Genomic DNA, 17,889 nt, shown 5'->3' on the forward strand with positions numbered 1-17,889 from the left:
AACAGGAGATTCAAGGGGCGAGCTTCCATTGGCCGTTGTCGAGCTTGACGATCACGCGGGCGCGCTCGTCCACGCCGTACAGGCTGCCGGGCTTGAAGGTGTAGACGCCGTGCGTGCCGACCACTTCCTTGGTGCTGAAGATGGCGTCGCGCAGCGCCACGCGGAACTCGGGCGTGCCCGGCTCGGCCTTCTTCATGGCGCGCGAGGCGGCGTCGGCGAACACCAGCCAGCCGTCGAACGAGTAGGCCGAGAAGGCGTCGCTGGTGGGTGCGTTGTTGACCTTCTGGAACACGGCGCGGAAGTCGGTCGCGATCTTCTTGGTCGGGTAGTCGGCCGGCAGCTGCTCGGCGACGATCACCGGGCCCGTGGGCATGAGCGCGTTCTGGCCGGCCGCGCCGACCACGCGCACGAAGTCGGGGTTGATCAGGCCGTGCTGGCCGTACACGCCGCCCTTGAAGCCGCGCTCCTGCAGCGCCAGGAACGGCAGCGCGCCCGGCGTGCCGGCGCCGCCGGTCATCACCGCGTCGGGGCGCAGCGCCACGATCTTCAGCACCTGGCCGGTCACCGAGGCGTCGGCGCGCGCGTAGCGCTCGTTGCTCACCACCTTGATGCCGGCGCCCGGCGCGGCCTTCATGAGGGCTTCGTAGACCAGGTCGCCCCAGGCGTCGGAAAAGCCGATGTAGCCCACCGTCTTGACGTTGTTGCGCTTCATGCGCTCGACCACCGCGTCGATCATGAGCTGCGTGGGCTGCGCCACCGTCATGACCCACGGGTTCTCGTTGGGGTCGAGCAGGATGGGCGTGAGGCCGATCATGGGCGTCTTGGCCTCCTTGCCCACCTGCGCCATCGCGATGGCCGACGGCACGCCCGAGGTGCCCATGAGCACGTCGACCTTCTCGTCCTCGATGAGCTTGCGCGCGTTGCGCCCGGCTGTGGTCGGGTCGGAGCCGTCGTCCAGCACCACGAGATGGATCTTGCGGCCGTTGACCTCGCCCTTGTAGGCCAGCGCGGCCTGCATGCCCTTGGCGTACGGCACGCCCAGCGAGGAGTTGGGCCCCGACAGCGACACGCTGAGTCCGACCTTGAGGTCGGCCGCCAGTGCGCTCGCCACACCACAGGCGGTCAGCGCCGCGGCGAGGGCACCGCGCGTCAAGGTCTGCATCAGGTTCTTCATGTCGTAGCTCCAGTGAGGAAGGATGGAAGGAACAGAAACTCAGATGAACAACTGGATCGCGGGCAAGGCGCGCGTGGCGTTGAGCAGGTCGACGCGCTTCTCGCGGATGGACCAGCCCGTCGGGGTGCGAATGAGATGGTGGCGGGCGGTGCCGCTCAGCAGGATCTGGTCGTCGCCGCGCGCCTCGATGTAGAGAAAGGGCGTGCGCAGGCGCACGTCGTCGGCGCCCTCTTCCTCGATGCGCGAGGGTTGCAGCACATGCTGGCTGTGGCTGGCCGGGTGCTGCGAATGCGCGCGCGGGTTCTTCAGGCGCTCCACGCGCAGCTGCAGCAGCAGCCGGTCTTCGTAGGCCAGCGAGTTGTGCGAAAACGGATCGGCCTGCGCCGCGCCGAGCAGCGGCACCCAGTAGTGGCCGTCGTCGGCGAACAGGGCCAGCCAGTCGTCGAAGCGGCGCGCGTCGAGCAGGGCCGCCTCGTGGGCGATGAAGTCGCGCGGGTCGTTCATGCCGCCACCTCCGGCGTCATGGCCCGGGCCCAGGCGCGGAACTGGTTGCGCATGAGCAGCTCGTTGGTGCCGTTGGTGGTCACCGTGGCCTGCTGCGTCTCGGCCGGGTCGTGGTTGCGGTGCAGGCTGATCCATTCGTTGCCGCCGGCGCGCAGACCCTTCTGGATGCTCTCGAACAGGTGCACGTCGTCGTGCGCCACCACCGACATGGGCGAGAACACGAGCCGGTTGTAGCTCATGGCGCGCTCGAACAAGAGCGCGGGCGCACCGGCCGCGCGGAAGCTCCAGGCCTCGATGAGCGTGCGATCGGCCGCCAGCGGACGGATCACGCGGATGGCCTGCGGCGAGCCCTTGACCGACAGGCTCGGGTACAGCACCGAGTTCTGCGGCGAGCGCTGCAGGATGTCGGCGGCGCGCGCTGCGCCGTGCGCGGCCTGCATCGCGGCCTCGTACTCGGGCAGCTGCGCGTAGTTGGAGTGGATGCTGAAGTTCACTCCCAGCACGCTGTGGCCGTTGGCGAACACGCGCCCGCCCATCTGGTCGAAGAATTCGTAGCCCGAACCGAAGGGCAATATCTGCTCCATCGCCATCGGCTTGGGGTCGGTGGGCGCGTGGCCTTCCCACAATGCCTCGGCGGCCTTGGTGGCCGACTCGTGCGTCGACATCGGGTGCACCGTGTCGTTGATGTTCTCCAGGTACATCTTCCAGTTGCAATGGACGATGTTGCGCAGCACGCCGCCGCCCACGGTGAGCTTGCCCTCGGGCGAGCGGTCGACCATGTTGTCGAGCGCGCCCAGCACGTCGCCGAAGTAGTCCTCGAACGACGGGCCGGTGTCGGACAAGCGCACGAACACGAAGTCGCGGTACACCTTCACGTGCTTCACCACCGACAGCCCCTGCCCCGACTCGCAGGCCTTGAGCTGCGTGCCCTCGTAGCCGTTCTTCAGCGGCAGGCCCAGCGGCGCGCCGTCGAGCTTGTAGGTCCAGGCGTGGTACGGGCAGCGAAAGAAGCGGCCGGTGTTGCCGCTCTCGTCGGTCACGAGCTGCGTGCCCTTGTGGGCGCAGCGGTTGTACATGACATGCACCGCGCCGTCGGGCTGGCGCACCATGAGCAGCGGGCGGCCCGCGATCTCCTGCGTGACGAAGTCGCCCGCCGCCGGCACCTGGCTGGCATGGCCCAGGAAGACCCAGGTGCGGGCGAACAGGCGCTCCTGCTCCAGCGCGAACAGTTCGTCGCTGAGGTACAGGTCGCGGTGCACCCGGTCGTCGCGGACTAGCGCCGCGACGAGATCGGGGCGGTTGCGGTAGGCGGTCATGGCGGTGGGCTTCGGCTAGGCCGGGGTCAGGGAACGAGCTTCCACTGGCCCTTGTTCATCTGCACGATGACCACGCCGCGCTGGTCCGAGCCGTAGCGGTCGTCGGGCTTGAAGGTGTAGATGCCGTGCGTGCCCACCAGCTCCTTCGTGCCCACGATGGCATCGCGCAGCGCCGTGCGGTACTGCGGCGTGCCGGGCTCGCCCTTGGTGCGCGAGGCCGCGTCGGCCAGCAGCAGGTAGGCGTCGTAGGTGTACGACGAGAACGCATCGGTGGGCACCGCGCCGTTCGCCTTCTGGTACGCAGCGCGAAAGCCCATCGCGACCTTCTTGATGGGGTTGCTCTCGGGCAGCTGGTCGGCCACCAGCACCGGGCCGCTGGGCACCTGCAGGCCGTCGATGGCCGTACCGCCCACGCGCACGAAGTCGGCGTTGATGAGGCCGTGCGTGCCGTAGATCTTGCCCTTGTAGCCGCGCTCGGCCAGTGCCAGGTAGGGCAGCGCGCCCGGCGTGCCGGAGTTGCCGGCGAACACCGCGTCGGGCCGCGCCGCGACGATCTTCAGGATCTGCCCGGCCACCGACGAATCGCTGCGCGCATAGCGCTCGTTGGCCACCACCTTGATGCCAGCGGTGGCGGCGCTCTTCACGAGCGAGTCGTAGGCCAGGTCGCCCAGCGCGTCCGAGAAGCCGATGAAGGCCACCGTCTTCACGCCCGACTTCTGCATGCGCTCGACCACGCCCGCCACCATGAGCGGGAACGGCTGCGACACGGTGACGGTCCATGCGCCGTCCGCGCCCGGGATGGTCACGGGCGTGGGCGAGATGAGCGGCGTGTTGAGCTCGCGCGCCACCGAGGCGATGGCCATCGCGCCGGGCACGCCCGAGGTGCCGATGAGCACGTCGACCTTGTCTTCGGTCACCAGCTTGCGCGCGTTGCGCCCGGCGGTGGTCGGGTCGGACGCGTCGTCGAGCACGATGAGCTGCACCTTGCGCCCGCCGATCTCGGGCCGCTCGGCGATGGCCGCGCGGATGCCCTTCTCGTAGGGCACGCCCAGCGCCGCGACCGGCCCCGAGAGCGAGCTGATGAAGCCGATCTTGAGGTCTGCCGCCGCCGCACCGACGGCGGTGAAGGCGGCCAGCAGCGCGAGGCCAAGGCGGGAGATTTTCTTCATGGGAGCTTCCTCTTCGGGGGTTGGAATGGGGACGAGGGACGGGTCAGTAGCGCAAGGTGCGGCGCGATTCGAGGTCGGCGTCGACCTGCGCGGGCGTGAGCCGCTCCGGCTTGCATTCGAAGCGCTCGAACAGCGCCAGCTGGTCGGCGTAGTGGCGGTCGCGCACGCCGGCCGGGCTCACGAAACCGCTCTGCCCCGGCGCCGCGACCGAGCACATGTCGAGCGCACCCGGGCGCAGCACGACGCGGTAGTTGAGCGTGCCGCGGTTCATGTAGGGGCTGACCTCGGGCTCGTCGCCCACGCCGGCCCATGGCACGCCGATGGCGTTGATGCGCGAGAAGCGGTGCCGCACCACGGGCGTGGTCCACGCGGCCATGTCCGGCCCGAGGCGCGTGCGCAGCTCGCCCACCGCATCGGTCAGCGCCGCGCGCACCATCGTGCGCGGGTCTTGCCCGTTGAAGAAGTCGTGGCGCTGCGGCACGCCCGACGCCGGGCCGCTCAGCGCGTTCCACAGCAGCTTGGCCACGGCCGCGGGCTGGGCGCTGCCCGGCGAGCCGCGCGGCGTGAGCGTGGGGTAGCCGAGGTTGGCGTAGGTGGCGAACACGGCCGGCGGCAGGTCGTCGGCCAGCAGGCGCCGCGACATCGCACCCAGCCACGCGCGCAGCACGGTGGTGGCGCGGTTGTCGTACACCTCGCCGCCCGGGGCGACGCGGTTCTTCAGGTCCCAGTTGGCGAGCAGGTCGGCCGCGCGGCGCGCGGGGTCGCCGGCCGGCAGGTCCTTGGCCGCATCGACGATGAGGGGCACGAAGTAGCGCGCGTTCAGGTCGGCCAATGCCGCGCCCTGGCTCACGCGCCAGACCTCGTCGGCGCCCAGCTTGGCCGTGCCCTGCAGCTGCGCGTGGATCTCGGCCACGCGGTCGACGTGCGAGAAGTTCGCGCCGTCCGCGCGCAGGCCTTCGGCGATCTGGTTGTTCCAGCTCGCGAGGTAGCCCTGCGCGGGGTTGTAGGCACGCGGGTTGGCGCTGAACGGCAGGTTGCCCTGCCACTCCATGCTGCCGTCGCCGCGCGCGGGAAAGCGGATGTCCTGCGTGGCCGGGCGGCGCGGCATGCGGCCCAGGCCCACGGCGCCGATGTTGCCCGCCACGTCGGCATAGAACCAGGTGATGGACGCGGCCACGCGCTCGCCCTGCGCGAGAAAGCCCGACCAGTCGCGCGCCCGTGCGGCACGCGCCCAGCCCAGCATGGTCTCGACCTCGCGGCCCTGCCAGGTGCTGCGCGCGGTGTAGGCGCGGGCGTTGTCCACGTCCCAGCTCTGCACGAAGCCGTGCACCGTGGCGTAGATGTCCACGCTCTGCGGCGCGGCGCCCTTCACGCGGATGACGTCGGTGCGACGGGTCATCGGGCGGTAGGCGCCGTCGTAGCGGTACTCGTAGCGGTTGGCCGGGTTCAGTTCTTCCTGGTAGATGTCGTTGGTGTCGAGCGAGCCCACCGTCGATCCCCAGGCGATGGTGCCGTTGGTGCCGAACAGCACCGGCAGCAGGCCGATGGGCGTGAGGCCCGTGAGGTCATAGCCCGCGCCGTGCAGGCCGATGCCGTGCACGAACGACGGGTTGTTGAAGCCCTGCTGCGGGCCGTTGTACAGGACGGCCACGCCTTCCTTGGTGCGCGAGGGGCCGAGCACCCACGCGTTGCTGGCGGTCGGCATGCCTTCGGTGGCGGCCAGGCCCATGCGGGCGACCTGCGTGGCGCGGAAGTCGGCCGCGGCCTGCGCGGAGACCGGCGCGAGCGCGGCGTCGCCAGGCTCGGCGCTCGCCAGCCGGTTCGCGCTGCCGCGCGGCACGATGGTCGGCGCGGTCGGGTCTTCGAGCCAGCGCAGCTGCTCGTACAGCTGCAGGCCGGCGACGTCGCCGCGCGCGGCCTTGAGCTGGTTGAGCAGCGAGAGGTTGGCCACCTCGGCCGTGCCCGCGAAGAAGCGGTTGAGGATCAGGCCGATCCAGACCATGGCCACGTCGTCCGCGGTCCAGGGTGCGGGCTCGAAGCCGTTGTCGATGAACTCGCGCGGCATCAACTTCGCGCGGTCGCCCAGCACGTCGCGAATGCGCGCGTTGACGCCCGCGGCGTAGCCTTCGAACATGGCGCGGTCGTCCGCGCTCAGTGCATCGATCTGGCGGCGGATCGACACCGGATCGATGTTGGCGCGCGTGGCCTTGTCGGTCGCGACGAACTCGGCCCCCAGCACCTCGGCCACGCTGCCGTTGCCCGAGCGCCGCGCCATCTCCAGCTGGTAGAGCCGGTCTTCGGCGACGGCATAGCCGAAGCCGTGGAACAGGCCGCGCGTGTCGCTGGCGTAGACGTGCGGCACGCCGTAGCGGTCGCGCTTGATGGTGACTTCACCGCTGCCGCCCGGGGCGGTCGCGGCGCAGCCGGCCAGCAGCGCGGCGGCGAACAGCACGGTGCCGGTCGCGCGCCGGCGGCGCAGGGAACGAAGCAGCGGGTGCATGGGATGGGCGGCGTTCATCGGATCGACGCGAGGGCGTTCAGGGCACCAGCTTCCACTGGCCCTTCTCGAGCTTCACCACGACGCGTGAACGGTCGTCCGAGCCGTAGCGCTCGGTCGGCTTGAAGTTGTAGACGCTGTGCGTGCCCACCAGCTCCTTGGTGCTCACGATGGCATCGCGCAGCGCCAGGCGGAACTGCGGCGTGCCGGGCTCGGCCTTGGTGGCCAGCGCGCGCTGGGCGGCGTCCAGGTACACCAGCCATGCATCGAAGGTGTAGGCCGAGAAGGCGTCGGTCGGCGGTGCGCCGTTGGCCTTCTGGTAGGCCGCGCGGAAGTCCATCGACACCTTGCGGATCGGGTTGTCGTTGGGCAGCTGCTCGGCCACGATCACGGGGCCGGTGGGGGCCAGCAGGCCTTCGACCGAGGCACCGCCCACGCGCACGAAGTCGGGGTTGATGAGCGCGTGCATGCCGTAGATCTGGCCCTTGTAGCCGCGCTCCGAAAGCGCGAGGTACGGCAGCGCGCCGGGCGTGCCCGAGGTGCCGGTGATCACCGCGTCGGGGCGCAGCGCCACGATCTTGAGCACCTGCCCGGTCACCGAGGCGTCGCCGCGCGCATAGCGCTCGTTCGACACGATCTTGATGCCGGCCGGCTCGGCGCTCTTTTGCAGCGCGCCGTACACCAGGTCGCCCCAGGCGTCGGAGAAGCCGATGTAGCCCACCGTCTTCACGCCCGACTTCTTCATGCGCTCGACCACGGCGCTCACCATGAGCGGCGCGGGCTGCGGCAGCGTGACCATCCACGCGCCCTCCTCGCCCGGCAGGTTGGCGTTGGCGATGGAGATCAGCGGCGTTTTCGTTTCGCGCGCCACGCCGGCAATGGCCAGCGCACCGGGCGAACCGGCCGTGCCGATGATGACGTCGACCTTGTCCTCGTCGATCATCTTGCGTGCGTTGCGCGCGGCCGTGGTGGGGTCGGACGCATCGTCGAGCTGCACCAGCTGGATCTTGCGACCGCCCAGGTCGGCCTTGTAGGCGAGCGCGGCCTTCATGCCCTTTTCGTACGGAATGCCCAGCGACGACACCGGCCCCGACAGCGAGGTGATGAAGCCGACCTTCAGATCGGCGGCCCACGCGCTGGCGGCGCTCAGCGCGCCGAGGCCCGCGGCCACGGCCGCGAGGGTGCGAATTCGGTTCAGGACTTTCATGGCGATGCTCCAGAGGTGATGTTTTTGAACGGAACGAAACGGACGCTGAAATGAAACTAGAGAGCGAGGCTGCCGACGCTGGTGCCGCCGCACACGTACAGCACCTGGCCGGTGACGAAGCTGTTCTCGGGCGCGGCGAAGAAACGCACGGCGCGTGCCACGTCGGCCGATTCGCCCAGGCGCTTGACCGGCACCGAGGCCGCGAGCGCGCGCTCCTTCTCGCTGCCGGCCTCGACCACGTCGTAGAACATGTCGGTGCGGATCGGGCCCGGCGCCACCACGTTCACCGTGATGCCGTCGGCCGCGAGCTCCAGCGCCCAGGTGCGCGCCATGCCCAGCATGCCGGCCTTGGTGGCCGAGTAGCTGGTGCGCGTGGCCAGGCCCAGCGCGGCGCGCGACGACAGCAGCACCACGCGGCCGAAGCGCTGCGCACGCATCGCGGGCAGCGCACCCTGCACCAGCTGGATGGCGCAGCCCAGGTGCAGGTCGACCAGCGCATCGAGGTCGTCGAGCTTCACGTCGGGCAGCAGCGCGGCGCGGATGACGCCGGCGTTGTGGACGATGGTGGTCGGTGCGAAGCGCTCGACCAGTTCGCGCACGGCCTGGCCGGTGGCGGCGCGGTCGGCCAGGTCGACCTCGAGGCTGTGCATCTTGGGGTGGTCGATCTCGGCCTTGCGGCGCGCGAGCGAAACCACCTCGTAGCCTTGCGCAAGCAGGTCTTCGCAGATGGCCTTGCCGATGCCGGCGCTGCCGCCGGTGACGGCCGCGACCTTGGGTGCGGCGGCGCTCATGCCGTGGCTCCCACCAGGGCCAGCACGCGCAGCGGGCTGCCGCTGCCCTTCTCGATCTTCAGCGGCGGGCAGATCAGCACCGCGCCCGACGGCGGCAGCAGGTCGAGGTTGCTCAGGCACTGCAGGCCGTAGCGGCCCGCGCCGTGCATGTAGTAGTGGCAGGGGTACGGCGGACGCAGGTGGTAGCCCTGTCCCGCGTCGGTGCCGATGGCTTCGGAGCCGAAGCCCAGCACGTCGCGCTGCTCGACCAGGAAGCGCACGGCCTCGGTGCTCGGGCCCGGCGTGTGCTGGCCGGTCTCGTCGAAGTTCTGGTAGGCCTCGGGGTCGGTGCGCTTGGACCAGTCGGTGCGCATGAGCACCCACGCGCCCTTGGGAATGCGGCCGTGCGCGGCCTCGTAGGCCTCGATGTCTTCGAGCGTCAGCAGGTAGTCGGGGTCGTCCTTCACCTGCGGCGAGCAGTCGATCACGCAGGCCGGCGCCACGAAGTGCTGCACGGGGATGGTGTCGACCGAGTTGTTCGGCAGGTCGCGGCCCGAGATCCAGTGGATCGGCGCGTCGAAGTGCGTGCCGGTGTGCTCGCCGCAGGAGAAGTTGTTCCAGTACCAGCCCGGGCCGCGCTCGTCGTATTTCGACACTTCCTCGATGCGGAAGGGCCAGCATTGGCCCATCTCGGGTGGCAGCGCGATCTGCGGAAACTCGGGCGTGAGCGTCTGCGTGAGGTCGATCACGCGGATGCGGCCGCTGGCCATGGCGGTCACGAGGCTGCCGAGGACTTCGGCGGCGGACATCAGTTCGTTGGTGGTCGTGGTCATCGTGTGATTCCTCTGCTCAGCCGCCAGCGGCCAGTTCGCGCTCCAGCACCTTCGGGTTGTCGCGCCAGCGCTCCAGCCACTCCTGCGCCACGTCGCCCGGGTACACGTCTTCCACGCCGTCGCGCAGCGCCTTCACGATGGCGTTGGCCAACGTGGTGGGTGCCAGCTTGGGCGGCGGCGTGTGCTGGTTCCATTCGTCGTCGATGGGGCCGGGGAACACGTTGATCACGCGGATGCCGGCGGGCCGCATCTCGGCGCGCAGGCACTGCGCGAGCGAATGCGCGGCCGCCTTCGACGCGCTGAAGGTGCCGTGCGGCGGGAAGTTGCTCAGCGCGTAGATCGACAGCAGGTTGACCCACGCCGTCGCACCCGTGGCGCCGTCGGCCGAGCGGCCCTTGAGCGCGGGGCCGAACTCCTGCGCCAGGCGCAGCAGGCCGAAGTAGTTGATGTCCATCTCGGCCTTGGCCACGTCGGTGCCGCGGCGCGCACCGATGCCGAAGGTGCGGTGCACCTCGGCGTTGTTGATCACGATGTCGACCTTGCCGCCGATGGAGCCGGCCAGCTCGGTCACCTGGCGGCCGTTGGTGAGGTCCAGCGGCACGAGCGTGACCTGCGGCAGCGCCGAGATGTCGTCCAGCCCGTCGCCCATCTTCTTCCAGGGTTCGGCATGGCCGACCCAGACGATGTCGGCGCCGGCCTTCACCAGCGCACGCACGAGGGCCTGGCCCGTTTCGGTCTTGCCGTCGGTCACCAGCACCTTGCGGAACTTGGGGTCGCTGGTCATTTCGCGCAGCATCTTGTCGTCGGCCATGTGGGGACTCCCTTCAGTCGGAAAAGCAATGAGGACGGCCTGGCCGGCGCGGTCGAGCCGGGCGCCGACACGCACGCGCGTGGGCGCATCGCCGACCTCGCCGTGCAGGTGGACCATGAGCGTGGGGCCGGCATCCAGGTGCACCAGGCCCAGCCGCCAGGGCAGCCGCTCGCGAAAGAACAGGTCGTTGCTGTGGTGCAGCGTGGTGCTGCCGAGCAGCGCGCCCTCGCCGCTCTGCTGGCGCCAGCGCAACGCCGACGACAGGCACTTGTGGCAGACCTCGCGCGGCGGGTACTGCACGGTGCCGCAGTCCTCGCAGGTCTGCAGCTCGAAGCGGCCTTCGGCGGCGGCGGCCGTGAGGCCGAGCGCCACGCGTCCGCGCGCGCCGGGCGGCAGGTTCATCTGCCGGGTGCGCAGCACCGGGTTCTTGCGCGGGGGGCGCATCATCGGCATCGTCATGCGGGTCTCCCGAGAATGACGGCGCCTGTACAGAGGCAGCGGTCGTAGGTCACCATGCCGAAGCCGGCGACAAGGCCCAGCTGGGCGTTGGGCACGGCGCGCGCGCCGGCCTGGTCCGTCAGCTGGCGGATCGCCTCGACCATGCCGAGGAAGCCCCCCGCCGCACCGGCCTGCCCGGCCGAGAGCTGGCCGCCGCTGGTGTTGTTCGGAAAGCTGCCGTCGAAGGTCATCGTGTTCGCCTGCACGAAGGCCGAGCCCTCGCCCTTCTCGCAGAAGCCCAGGTCCTCGAACTGCATCATCACGATGACGGGGTAGTCGTCGTAGGTCTGCACGAAGTCGAGCGCGGCGGGCTGCACGCCGGCCTGTGCATAGAGGTCGTCACGGTCCTGGCGCCAGCCGCCCTGCACCATCACCGGGTCTTCGGCGTAGGCGTTGTGGCGCTCGATGGCGCCGCGGATCACGACGTGCGCCAGGCCCAGGTCGCGCGCACGCTCCTCGCTCATCACGAGGAAGGCGTCGGCGCCGGCGCAGGGCATCACGCAGTCGAACAGGTGGATCGGGTCGGAGATGGGCCGCGCGGCCATGTACTCGTCGAGCGTGAGGCCCTTCTTGAACATGGCGTTGGGGTTGCCCAGCGCGTTGGTGCGCTGGTCCACGCAGATGCGGCCGAAGTCTTCGCGCGTGGCGCCGTAGGTGCGCATGTAGTTGGCGGTGATGAACGCGAAGATCGAGTTCGGGCCGCCCGAGCCGTAGGGGTAGCTGGCGTCGCGCGCGAAGTTGCTGAAGCTGCCCAGCGTCTGGCGGAAGGAGTCGACATGGTTGGTGTCGGCGCCCACGCAGGCGACGATGTCGGCATCGCCCGCCTGCACCGCACGCGCCGCGCGGCGCAGGCACATCACGCCCGAAGCACCGCCGGTGGGCATGTGATCGAGCCAGCGCGGCGACAGGCCCAGGTGCTGCGTCACGCCCACGGCCGTGTCGGGCGCGAGCGAGAAGCTGCTCAGGCACAGGCCGTCGATCTGCTCCTTGGCCACGCCGCTGGCCTGCACCAGCGCGTCGATGGCCTGGCCGACGAACCAGTGCGCGGTGCGGGTGGAGTAGCGCACGTAGGGCACGGTGACGGGCACCGCGACCGCGACACCTTCGTAGGAGAGCCGTCGTTTGGTCATGCCTGCCCCACTTGTCGTTTCTTCATGGAGCGCGTGTCGATGCAATGGCCCTGGCCCGGCAGCGACTGCGCCATCTCGCGCAGCTGGCCGCGCTGGATCTTCTGCGAAGGCGTGAGCGGCAGCGCCTCGACAAAGGCCACGTAGCCCGGCGCCTTGTAGTACGCCAGTTGCGCCAGCGCATGCTGGACGATGCTGGCCGCGACCGCTTCGCGCTGCGACGCATCGCTGCCGTCGCGCAGCACGATGCAGGCGAGCACCTCGTCGCCGCGCACCGCATCGGGCGTGGCGGCCACGGCCGATGTCTTCACGGCCGGGTGCTGGTTGAGCACGCTCTCGACCTCGACGGCCGAGATGTTCTCGCCGCTGCGGCGGATCACGTTCTTCTTGCGATCGACGAAGAAGAAGTTACCGTCGGCGTCGCGGCGCACGAGGTCACCGGTGTGGAACCAGCCGTCGGCCCAGGCTTCGCGCGTGGCGTCTTCGTCCTTCAGGTAGCCGGAGAAGAAGTAGCGGCGCGGGTCGGCACCGGCCGAGCGCACGAGCAGTTCGCCGGGCATGTCGATGCCGACGTCGCTGCCGTCCTCGCCCATGAGGCGGATCTCGACGAAGTCTTCCTGCCGTCCGAAGCAGCTGGTGCCCACGAGGCGCGGCTCGCGGTTGGCCATGATGCAGGCGGCCGCGCCGGTCTCGGTCATGGCCCAGGCCTCGACCAGCGGGAAGCCGAAGCGTTCCTCGAAGGGCGCGTGGTTCTTGCGGTCGACACCGGCGCCGAAGCCCCAGCGGATCGCGTGGTCGCGGTCGGCCGCCGACGCGGGGGCCGACAGCAGCATCGCGGGCATCACGCCCAGGTAGTGGACGATGGTCGCGCCGCTCTCCTTCGCGCTGGCCAGCCAGCTCTTCGGATGGAAACGGTCGAGCTGCACGAGGCAGCCACCGGCAATGAGCACGACCATGGTCGAGAACGCCATCGCGTTCATGTGGTTGAGCGGCAGCGGCGTGATCACGCGCTCGGCGTCGGGGCGGATGCTGCACACGCCGTCGAGCGCGGCATACCACTCGCCCGCGCGCAGGAAGTACGCGTTGCTCAGGATGCAGCCCTTGGGCCGGCCGGTGGTGCCCGAGGTGTAGAGCAGGCCGCATTCAGTGTCGGTGCCCACGGGCTCGCCGGCGCGCGGCGCGGCGGTCTTCGCGGGCGGCACGGCATCGTCGGGGCCCATGGTCTCGAAGGCCACGCCGGCTTGCGCGGCGGCGGCCTGCAGGTCGGCGGCGCGCTCGGGCAGCGTGACGGCCAGGCCGATCTCGCTGTGGCCGATCAGATAGACCAGCTCGGCCGAGCGCATCTCGGCGTTGATCGGCACCACGCTCGCGCCCAGTGCGTTCAGCGCCAGCCAATGGAAGATGAACGCGGGCCGGTTCTCCAGCAGCAGGCCGACGCGGTGGCCGTGGCCGTAGCCGGCCTGTGCGTAGGCGCTGCGCAGCCGATCAATTTCTGCGGCAGCTTCGCCCCAGCGGATGGCGCCGGCGGCGATGCCGTAGGCGGCGGCGGTCACCGATTCGGTGAAGAGGAATTCGGCCTGCGGGGTGCGCGCGGCCGTGGCGGCGAACACCTGGTGGACGGTGGCGTGGGTCATCGCGTCCTCAGATGAAGAGCTGCACGGCCGGAAGCGCCGCGTCGCAGTTGAGCAGGTCGACGCGCTTGAGCGTCATGCGCAGCGCGCCGTCCTGCACCGTGAGGTGATGGAAGAAGGTGCCGACGTAGAACTGCAGCTCGTCGCCCTGCGACTCGGTGTAGTGGAATTCGGTGCGCACCACGAAGCGGCGGGCCTCGGTGTCGAAGGTCTCGACCACGGGCACCTGCAGCAGGTGGTGGCAGCGGCTTTGGGGCTGCTGCGAGAACGCGCGCGGGCTCTTCAGGCGCTCGATGCGCAGCTCGCGCAGCAGCTTGTCCTCGTACAGGTGCGAGGTGTGGTTCAGGCCGTCTTCCTGGTCGGGCACGAGCGGAATCCAGTAGAACGCGTCGTCGGTGAAGAGCGCGTTCCACTCTTCGTAGCGGCGGGTGTCGAGCAGGCGCGCTTCGTTGACGACGAAGTCGACGAGGTCCTGGCGGGTGATATCGGCGGCGGCCATTACATCGTCTCCGTCATGCGCTGCACCCAGCTGCGGTACTGGTTGCGCATGGGCAGCTCGTTGGTGCCGCCCGTGGTGATCTCGCCGCCCTTCAGCTCCGATTCATCGTAGTCGCGGTGCAGGCTCACCCACTCGTTGCCGCTGGCGTGCAGGCCGGCCTGCATGCCGCGGTAGGCCTGCAGGTCGTCGTGGCCCACCACCGAGAACGGCGAGTTGATGAGGCGGTTGTACATGGTGGTGCGCTGCAGCAGCTCGGGCGGCGCGCCCTTGAGGCGGAAGGTCCAGCTCTCGATGAGGGTCTTGTCGGCCGAGATCGGCTTGACCACGCGAATGGCCTGGATCGCGCCCTTGATCGTGAGGTTCGGGTAGTACACGGTGTTGTGCCGCGCCATGCCCAAAATCTGCGCCGTCTTCTCTTCGCCGTAGCGCGCCTTCATGGCGTCGTCGTACTCGGGGATCGCCTTGTACTTGCTGTGGATGCTGAAGTGCACGCCCGTGAAGCTGTGGCCGTGGTCGTAGGTGCGGATGCCCATGTCCTCGAAGAACTTGTAGTCGGACATGAAGGGCACGAACTGCTCCACGGCCATGGGCTTGGGCTCGTCCTCGGGCTTGTCGGCCCACATGCGCTTGGCGGTGCCGGCCGACGACTCGTGCGCCACCATCGGGTGCATGGTGTCGTTGAGGTTCTCGACGAACATCTTCCAGTTGCACTGGTGCATGAAGCGCAGGCAGCCGCCGGCGATTTCCAGCTCGCCTTCGGGCGAGCGGTCGGCCATGTTGTCGATGGAGCTGAGCGAATCGCCGAAGTACTCTTCGAAGTCCGGGCCCGCGTCGTTGATCTTCACGAAGATGAAGCCGCGGTGGCTGCGCACGTGCTTCACGGGGGTGAGGCCCTTGCCCGACTCGCACTCGTGCAGCTGCGTGTGCTCGTAGCCGGTCTTCAGCGGAATGGCCAGCGGCGCGCCGTCGGTCTTGAAGGTCCAGGCGTGGTAGGGGCAGCGAAAGAACTTGCCGGTGTTGCCGCAGGGTCCGTTCACCAGCCGCGAGCCCTTGTGGGCGCAGCGGTTCATCATGACGCGCACGCTGCCGTCGCTGTGGCGCACGACGATCAGCGGGCGGCCCGCGATCTCGTTGGTGATCCAGTCGCCCGACTTCGGCAGCTGGCTCTCGTGGCCGACGTAGTTCCAGGTGTTGGCGAAGAAGTGCTCCTGTTCCAGCTCGAAAAGCTCCTGGCTGGTGTACAGGTCGCGGTGCACACGGTCGTTCTGCACGAGCGCGCGAACGGCATCGGGGTTGTCTCGGTACGAAGGCATGGTTCTCCTGGCTCCTTCCTGGCTGGCTTTTCTCAGAGGTCGAGCACCAGGCGCGCTCCCTTGGCGCGCGAGATGCAGATCTGCATGACGGTGCCTTCCGCCTTCTCGCGGGCGGTGAGCACGTAGTCGCGGTGGTCGATCTCGCCCTCGATCACGGGCACGGCGCACACGCCGCACTCGCCGCGCTTGCAATCGAACATCGGGTCGCAGCCGTGTTCGATGAGGCAGTCGAGGATGCTCTGGCCGACCGGCACGGTGAAGCGCTGGCCCGACTGGGCGAGTTCCACCTCGAAAGGCTGGTCGCCCTCCTCCACGACGGGTTCGGTGAAGAGCTCGAAGTGCACGCGGTCGTGTTCCCAGCCGCGGGCCTGGGTGCGGGCGAGCACGGCGTCGAGCATGACCTTGGGGCCGCACACGTAGAGGCGGTCGCCGGCGGGCACGGCGTCGAGTAGCGCGTCGATGTCCAGCGGCGCGCCGGCCTCGGCGTCGGCATGCACGCGCAGGTCGTCGCCCAGCAGCGCCTGCAGTTCGGGCAGGAAGGCCATCAGGTCGCGGCTGCGGCCGGCGTAGTGCATGCGCACGGCGGCGCCCTCGGCGCGGCGGCGCGCGGCCATCGACGCCAGCGGCGTCACGCCGATGCCGCCGGCCACCAGCACCGTGCCGCCGGGGCCGGTGTGCAGCGGAAAGTCGTTCTTCGGCGGCTCGATGGTGAGCACGCTGCCCTCGGCCAGACCTTCGTGCATGAAGCGCGAGCCGCCGCGGCCGTCGGCCTCCTTGCGCACGGCGATCACGTAGTCGGTCGGGGCGTTGGTGGCGTTGCGCTCGGTGGCGAAGTTGATGAGCGAGTAGTGGCGCCAGTCGGTGGTGCCGTCGGCCAGCGTCACCTGCACGCGGATGTGCGCGCCGGCGGCGAAACCGGGCAGCGCGCGGCCGTCTTCGGCGCGCAGGCGCAGCAGGCGGATCAGCGGGTTGAGGGTGCGCGCTTCGGCGACGCGAAGCTGGAGCGTGGGGGCGGTCATGGTTCGGGTCCCTTCAGGCCAAGGCGTGCTGCACCAGCGCGGCCTGCAGCTTGTGGCCGTGTTCGTCGGCCAGCGCCGCGTCGCGCAGTTCGCGCAGAGTGGCGGGCGCCAGCGCGGCACCTGCACGCTCGAACGCGCGCATCACGGTGTCGTAGTTGCGCAGGCCGCGCTCGTGCGTGTCGCTGTAGCCCTTGACCAGGCGCTGGCACTGGGCGAGTTCGACGGCCAGCGCGGGGTTGCGTGGCGCGGTGGCGGCAATGCGTTGCAGCCACTCTTCGATGCGGCGGTTCTCGTCGGCGTAGCGCATCGTCGAGCGGCGCCAGCCCTTGCAGGCCGCGACCATGCGCAGCATCAGGTAGCCGCGCAGCGAGCTGGTGCGAATCACGCGGCCGTGCTGCGTGAAGCGCTCGACGATCTTCTTCGGCAGCGTGGAGTGCATGAGCCAGCGGCCGAGGCCGCCGGGCAGCGTCTCGCAGATTTCCTGCAGGCGCGGGTGCATGTACTCGTGGATGGCGAGCAGCTGGCCCGGCTGCACGCCGGCCTCGCCGTGCACGCGCTCGAAACGGGTCGCGCGGGTCTTCAGGGCGGCGACGCGGGCCGTGTCTTCGTAGGACATCCACAGCGCGAGGTGGCGCGCGGTTTCGCGCAGCAGGCGGTGGGCGTCGTCGGGCAGCTTGGCAACGGCGTCCATGCGGTCGAGGTAGAGGCCGGCGTAGGCCAGGTCCTGGTAATCGATGAGGCGGCGCACGCCTTCGAGCAGGAAGTCGTGCGCGGGCTGCGGAAAGTCGCGCTGCACGCGTTCGACCAGCGCGCGCACCGCCGGGTGGCGCGGCTGCGGTGCGGGCGTGGCGGCTGGTGCGACCTTGGCGGGCTCGCCGTCGTCGCCGTCCTGCGCGCGATCGAATGCTGCACCGAAGGCCTTGAGGCTGGGCTTCACGCCCACGCCGCCGCGCTCGATGGTGGCCTCGAACTGCGCGCGGCCGAAGGGCAGCACGCCCGAGCCCGCGAGCGTGCCGAACAGCACGGCACTGATCACGCTGCCCGAGGCTTCGGCGGCCTGCGCCATGTCGAAGCGGATGAAGCGCTTGGCGGCGCGCGCGGTGTGGGCGAGCAGTTGGTCGCTGTCGACGCGGCCGTCGCCCATGGCGCTTTTTTCGGCAATGGAGAAGACGCGGTGCGTGGAGGCGATGAGCGTGGTGCGGTCGCGCGTGACCAGCCCGCGCTGCACCGCGCGGCCGGCCTCCATGAGCTCGGAGGCGAGCACCACGTCGACGTCGCCCGGCAGCGGCATCAGCGCGAGCACGGGGCGCCCGCCGTCGGCGTGGGCCTGTGCATCGGGGTACAGCTCGACGTAGTAGATGGTCGCGCCGGTGCGCTGGGCCACGCCGGGCACGGAGGTGGTCTGGGCGACGTAGCCGTTGGCCTCGCCCATGTCGACGATCCAGTCGGCGAGCACGCCGCCGCCCTCCCCGCCCATGGCGAGGATCGCAATCTTGATGGGTTGAACCTTGTTCGTCATGG

The 17,889-nt window shown here is 69.8% G+C and carries 15 protein-coding genes; all 15 read right to left on the reverse strand.

What is annotated here, in order from left to right:
• Positions 1 to 10 precede the first annotated feature (10 nt).
• The 15 genes from AC1RL8_RS14000 to AC1RL8_RS14070 are packed head-to-tail and all read right to left on the reverse strand — an operon-like array spanning position 11 to position 17,887.
• Positions 11 to 1,174 carry an ABC transporter substrate-binding protein gene (locus AC1RL8_RS14000; protein WP_492684559.1) on the reverse strand — a complete coding sequence of 388 codons (1,164 nt, stop codon included), beginning with the start codon at positions 1,172 to 1,174 and terminating at the stop codon, positions 11 to 13.
• Positions 1,175 to 1,213: 39 nt separating this feature from the next.
• Complete coding sequence (locus tag AC1RL8_RS14005; protein ID WP_492684560.1) at positions 1,214 to 1,678, reverse strand: aromatic-ring-hydroxylating dioxygenase subunit beta; 465 nt, start codon at positions 1,676 to 1,678, stop codon at positions 1,214 to 1,216.
• On the reverse strand, positions 1,675 to 2,994 hold the full coding sequence (locus tag AC1RL8_RS14010) for an aromatic ring-hydroxylating dioxygenase subunit alpha (protein ID WP_492684561.1): 1,320 nt from the start codon (positions 2,992 to 2,994) through the stop codon (positions 1,675 to 1,677). The genes AC1RL8_RS14005 and AC1RL8_RS14010 overlap by 4 nt, the downstream gene beginning before the upstream one ends.
• Positions 2,995 to 3,020: 26 nt before the next feature.
• Entirely contained in the window at positions 3,021 to 4,163 is a 1,143-nt protein-coding gene (locus AC1RL8_RS14015) for an ABC transporter substrate-binding protein (RefSeq protein WP_062474995.1), read from the reverse strand.
• Positions 4,164 to 4,206: 43 nt separating this feature from the next.
• Positions 4,207 to 6,663 (reverse strand): penicillin acylase family protein, encoded by a 2,457-nt coding sequence (locus tag AC1RL8_RS14020; protein ID WP_492684562.1) that lies wholly within the window; start codon positions 6,661 to 6,663, stop codon positions 4,207 to 4,209.
• A gap of 37 nt (positions 6,664 to 6,700) precedes the next feature.
• Positions 6,701 to 7,867, reverse strand: coding sequence for an ABC transporter substrate-binding protein (locus AC1RL8_RS14025; RefSeq protein ID WP_062474998.1), 1,167 nt, complete (start codon positions 7,865 to 7,867; stop codon positions 6,701 to 6,703).
• Positions 7,868 to 7,923: 56 nt separating this feature from the next.
• On the reverse strand, positions 7,924 to 8,658 hold the full coding sequence (locus AC1RL8_RS14030) for an SDR family NAD(P)-dependent oxidoreductase (RefSeq protein WP_095950537.1): 735 nt from the start codon (positions 8,656 to 8,658) through the stop codon (positions 7,924 to 7,926).
• The gene (locus tag AC1RL8_RS14035; RefSeq protein WP_056571816.1) at positions 8,655 to 9,470 is read right to left on the reverse strand and encodes a cyclase family protein; all 816 of its coding nucleotides are present in this window, start codon (positions 9,468 to 9,470) and stop codon (positions 8,655 to 8,657) included. Before AC1RL8_RS14035 ends, AC1RL8_RS14030 begins: the two co-directional genes overlap by 4 nt.
• A gap of 16 nt (positions 9,471 to 9,486) precedes the next feature.
• Positions 9,487 to 10,740 carry an SDR family NAD(P)-dependent oxidoreductase gene (locus AC1RL8_RS14040; RefSeq protein WP_070062341.1) on the reverse strand — a complete coding sequence of 418 codons (1,254 nt, stop codon included), beginning with the start codon at positions 10,738 to 10,740 and terminating at the stop codon, positions 9,487 to 9,489.
• Positions 10,737 to 11,909 carry a thiolase family protein gene (locus tag AC1RL8_RS14045; protein WP_492684563.1) on the reverse strand — a complete coding sequence of 391 codons (1,173 nt, stop codon included), beginning with the start codon at positions 11,907 to 11,909 and terminating at the stop codon, positions 10,737 to 10,739. Before AC1RL8_RS14045 ends, AC1RL8_RS14040 begins: the two co-directional genes overlap by 4 nt.
• Complete coding sequence (locus AC1RL8_RS14050) at positions 11,906 to 13,540, reverse strand: AMP-binding protein (RefSeq protein WP_492684564.1); 1,635 nt, start codon at positions 13,538 to 13,540, stop codon at positions 11,906 to 11,908. The genes AC1RL8_RS14045 and AC1RL8_RS14050 overlap by 4 nt, the downstream gene beginning before the upstream one ends.
• 7 nt (positions 13,541 to 13,547) lie before the next feature.
• On the reverse strand, positions 13,548 to 14,036 hold the full coding sequence (locus AC1RL8_RS14055; protein WP_492684565.1) for an aromatic-ring-hydroxylating dioxygenase subunit beta: 489 nt from the start codon (positions 14,034 to 14,036) through the stop codon (positions 13,548 to 13,550).
• Complete coding sequence (locus AC1RL8_RS14060; RefSeq protein ID WP_159273261.1) at positions 14,036 to 15,349, reverse strand: aromatic ring-hydroxylating dioxygenase subunit alpha; 1,314 nt, start codon at positions 15,347 to 15,349, stop codon at positions 14,036 to 14,038. Before AC1RL8_RS14060 ends, AC1RL8_RS14055 begins: the two co-directional genes overlap by 1 nt.
• A gap of 32 nt (positions 15,350 to 15,381) precedes the next feature.
• On the reverse strand, positions 15,382 to 16,368 hold the full coding sequence (locus AC1RL8_RS14065; RefSeq protein ID WP_492684566.1) for a PDR/VanB family oxidoreductase: 987 nt from the start codon (positions 16,366 to 16,368) through the stop codon (positions 15,382 to 15,384).
• Positions 16,369 to 16,381: 13 nt separating this feature from the next.
• A complete protein-coding gene (locus AC1RL8_RS14070; RefSeq protein ID WP_492684567.1) occupies positions 16,382 to 17,887 on the reverse strand; it encodes an indolepyruvate oxidoreductase subunit beta family protein in 1,506 nt (501 codons plus the stop codon).
• Positions 17,888 to 17,889 lie beyond the last annotated feature (2 nt).

This window comes from Variovorax sp. GW822-FHT04E09, assembly GCF_058800845.1.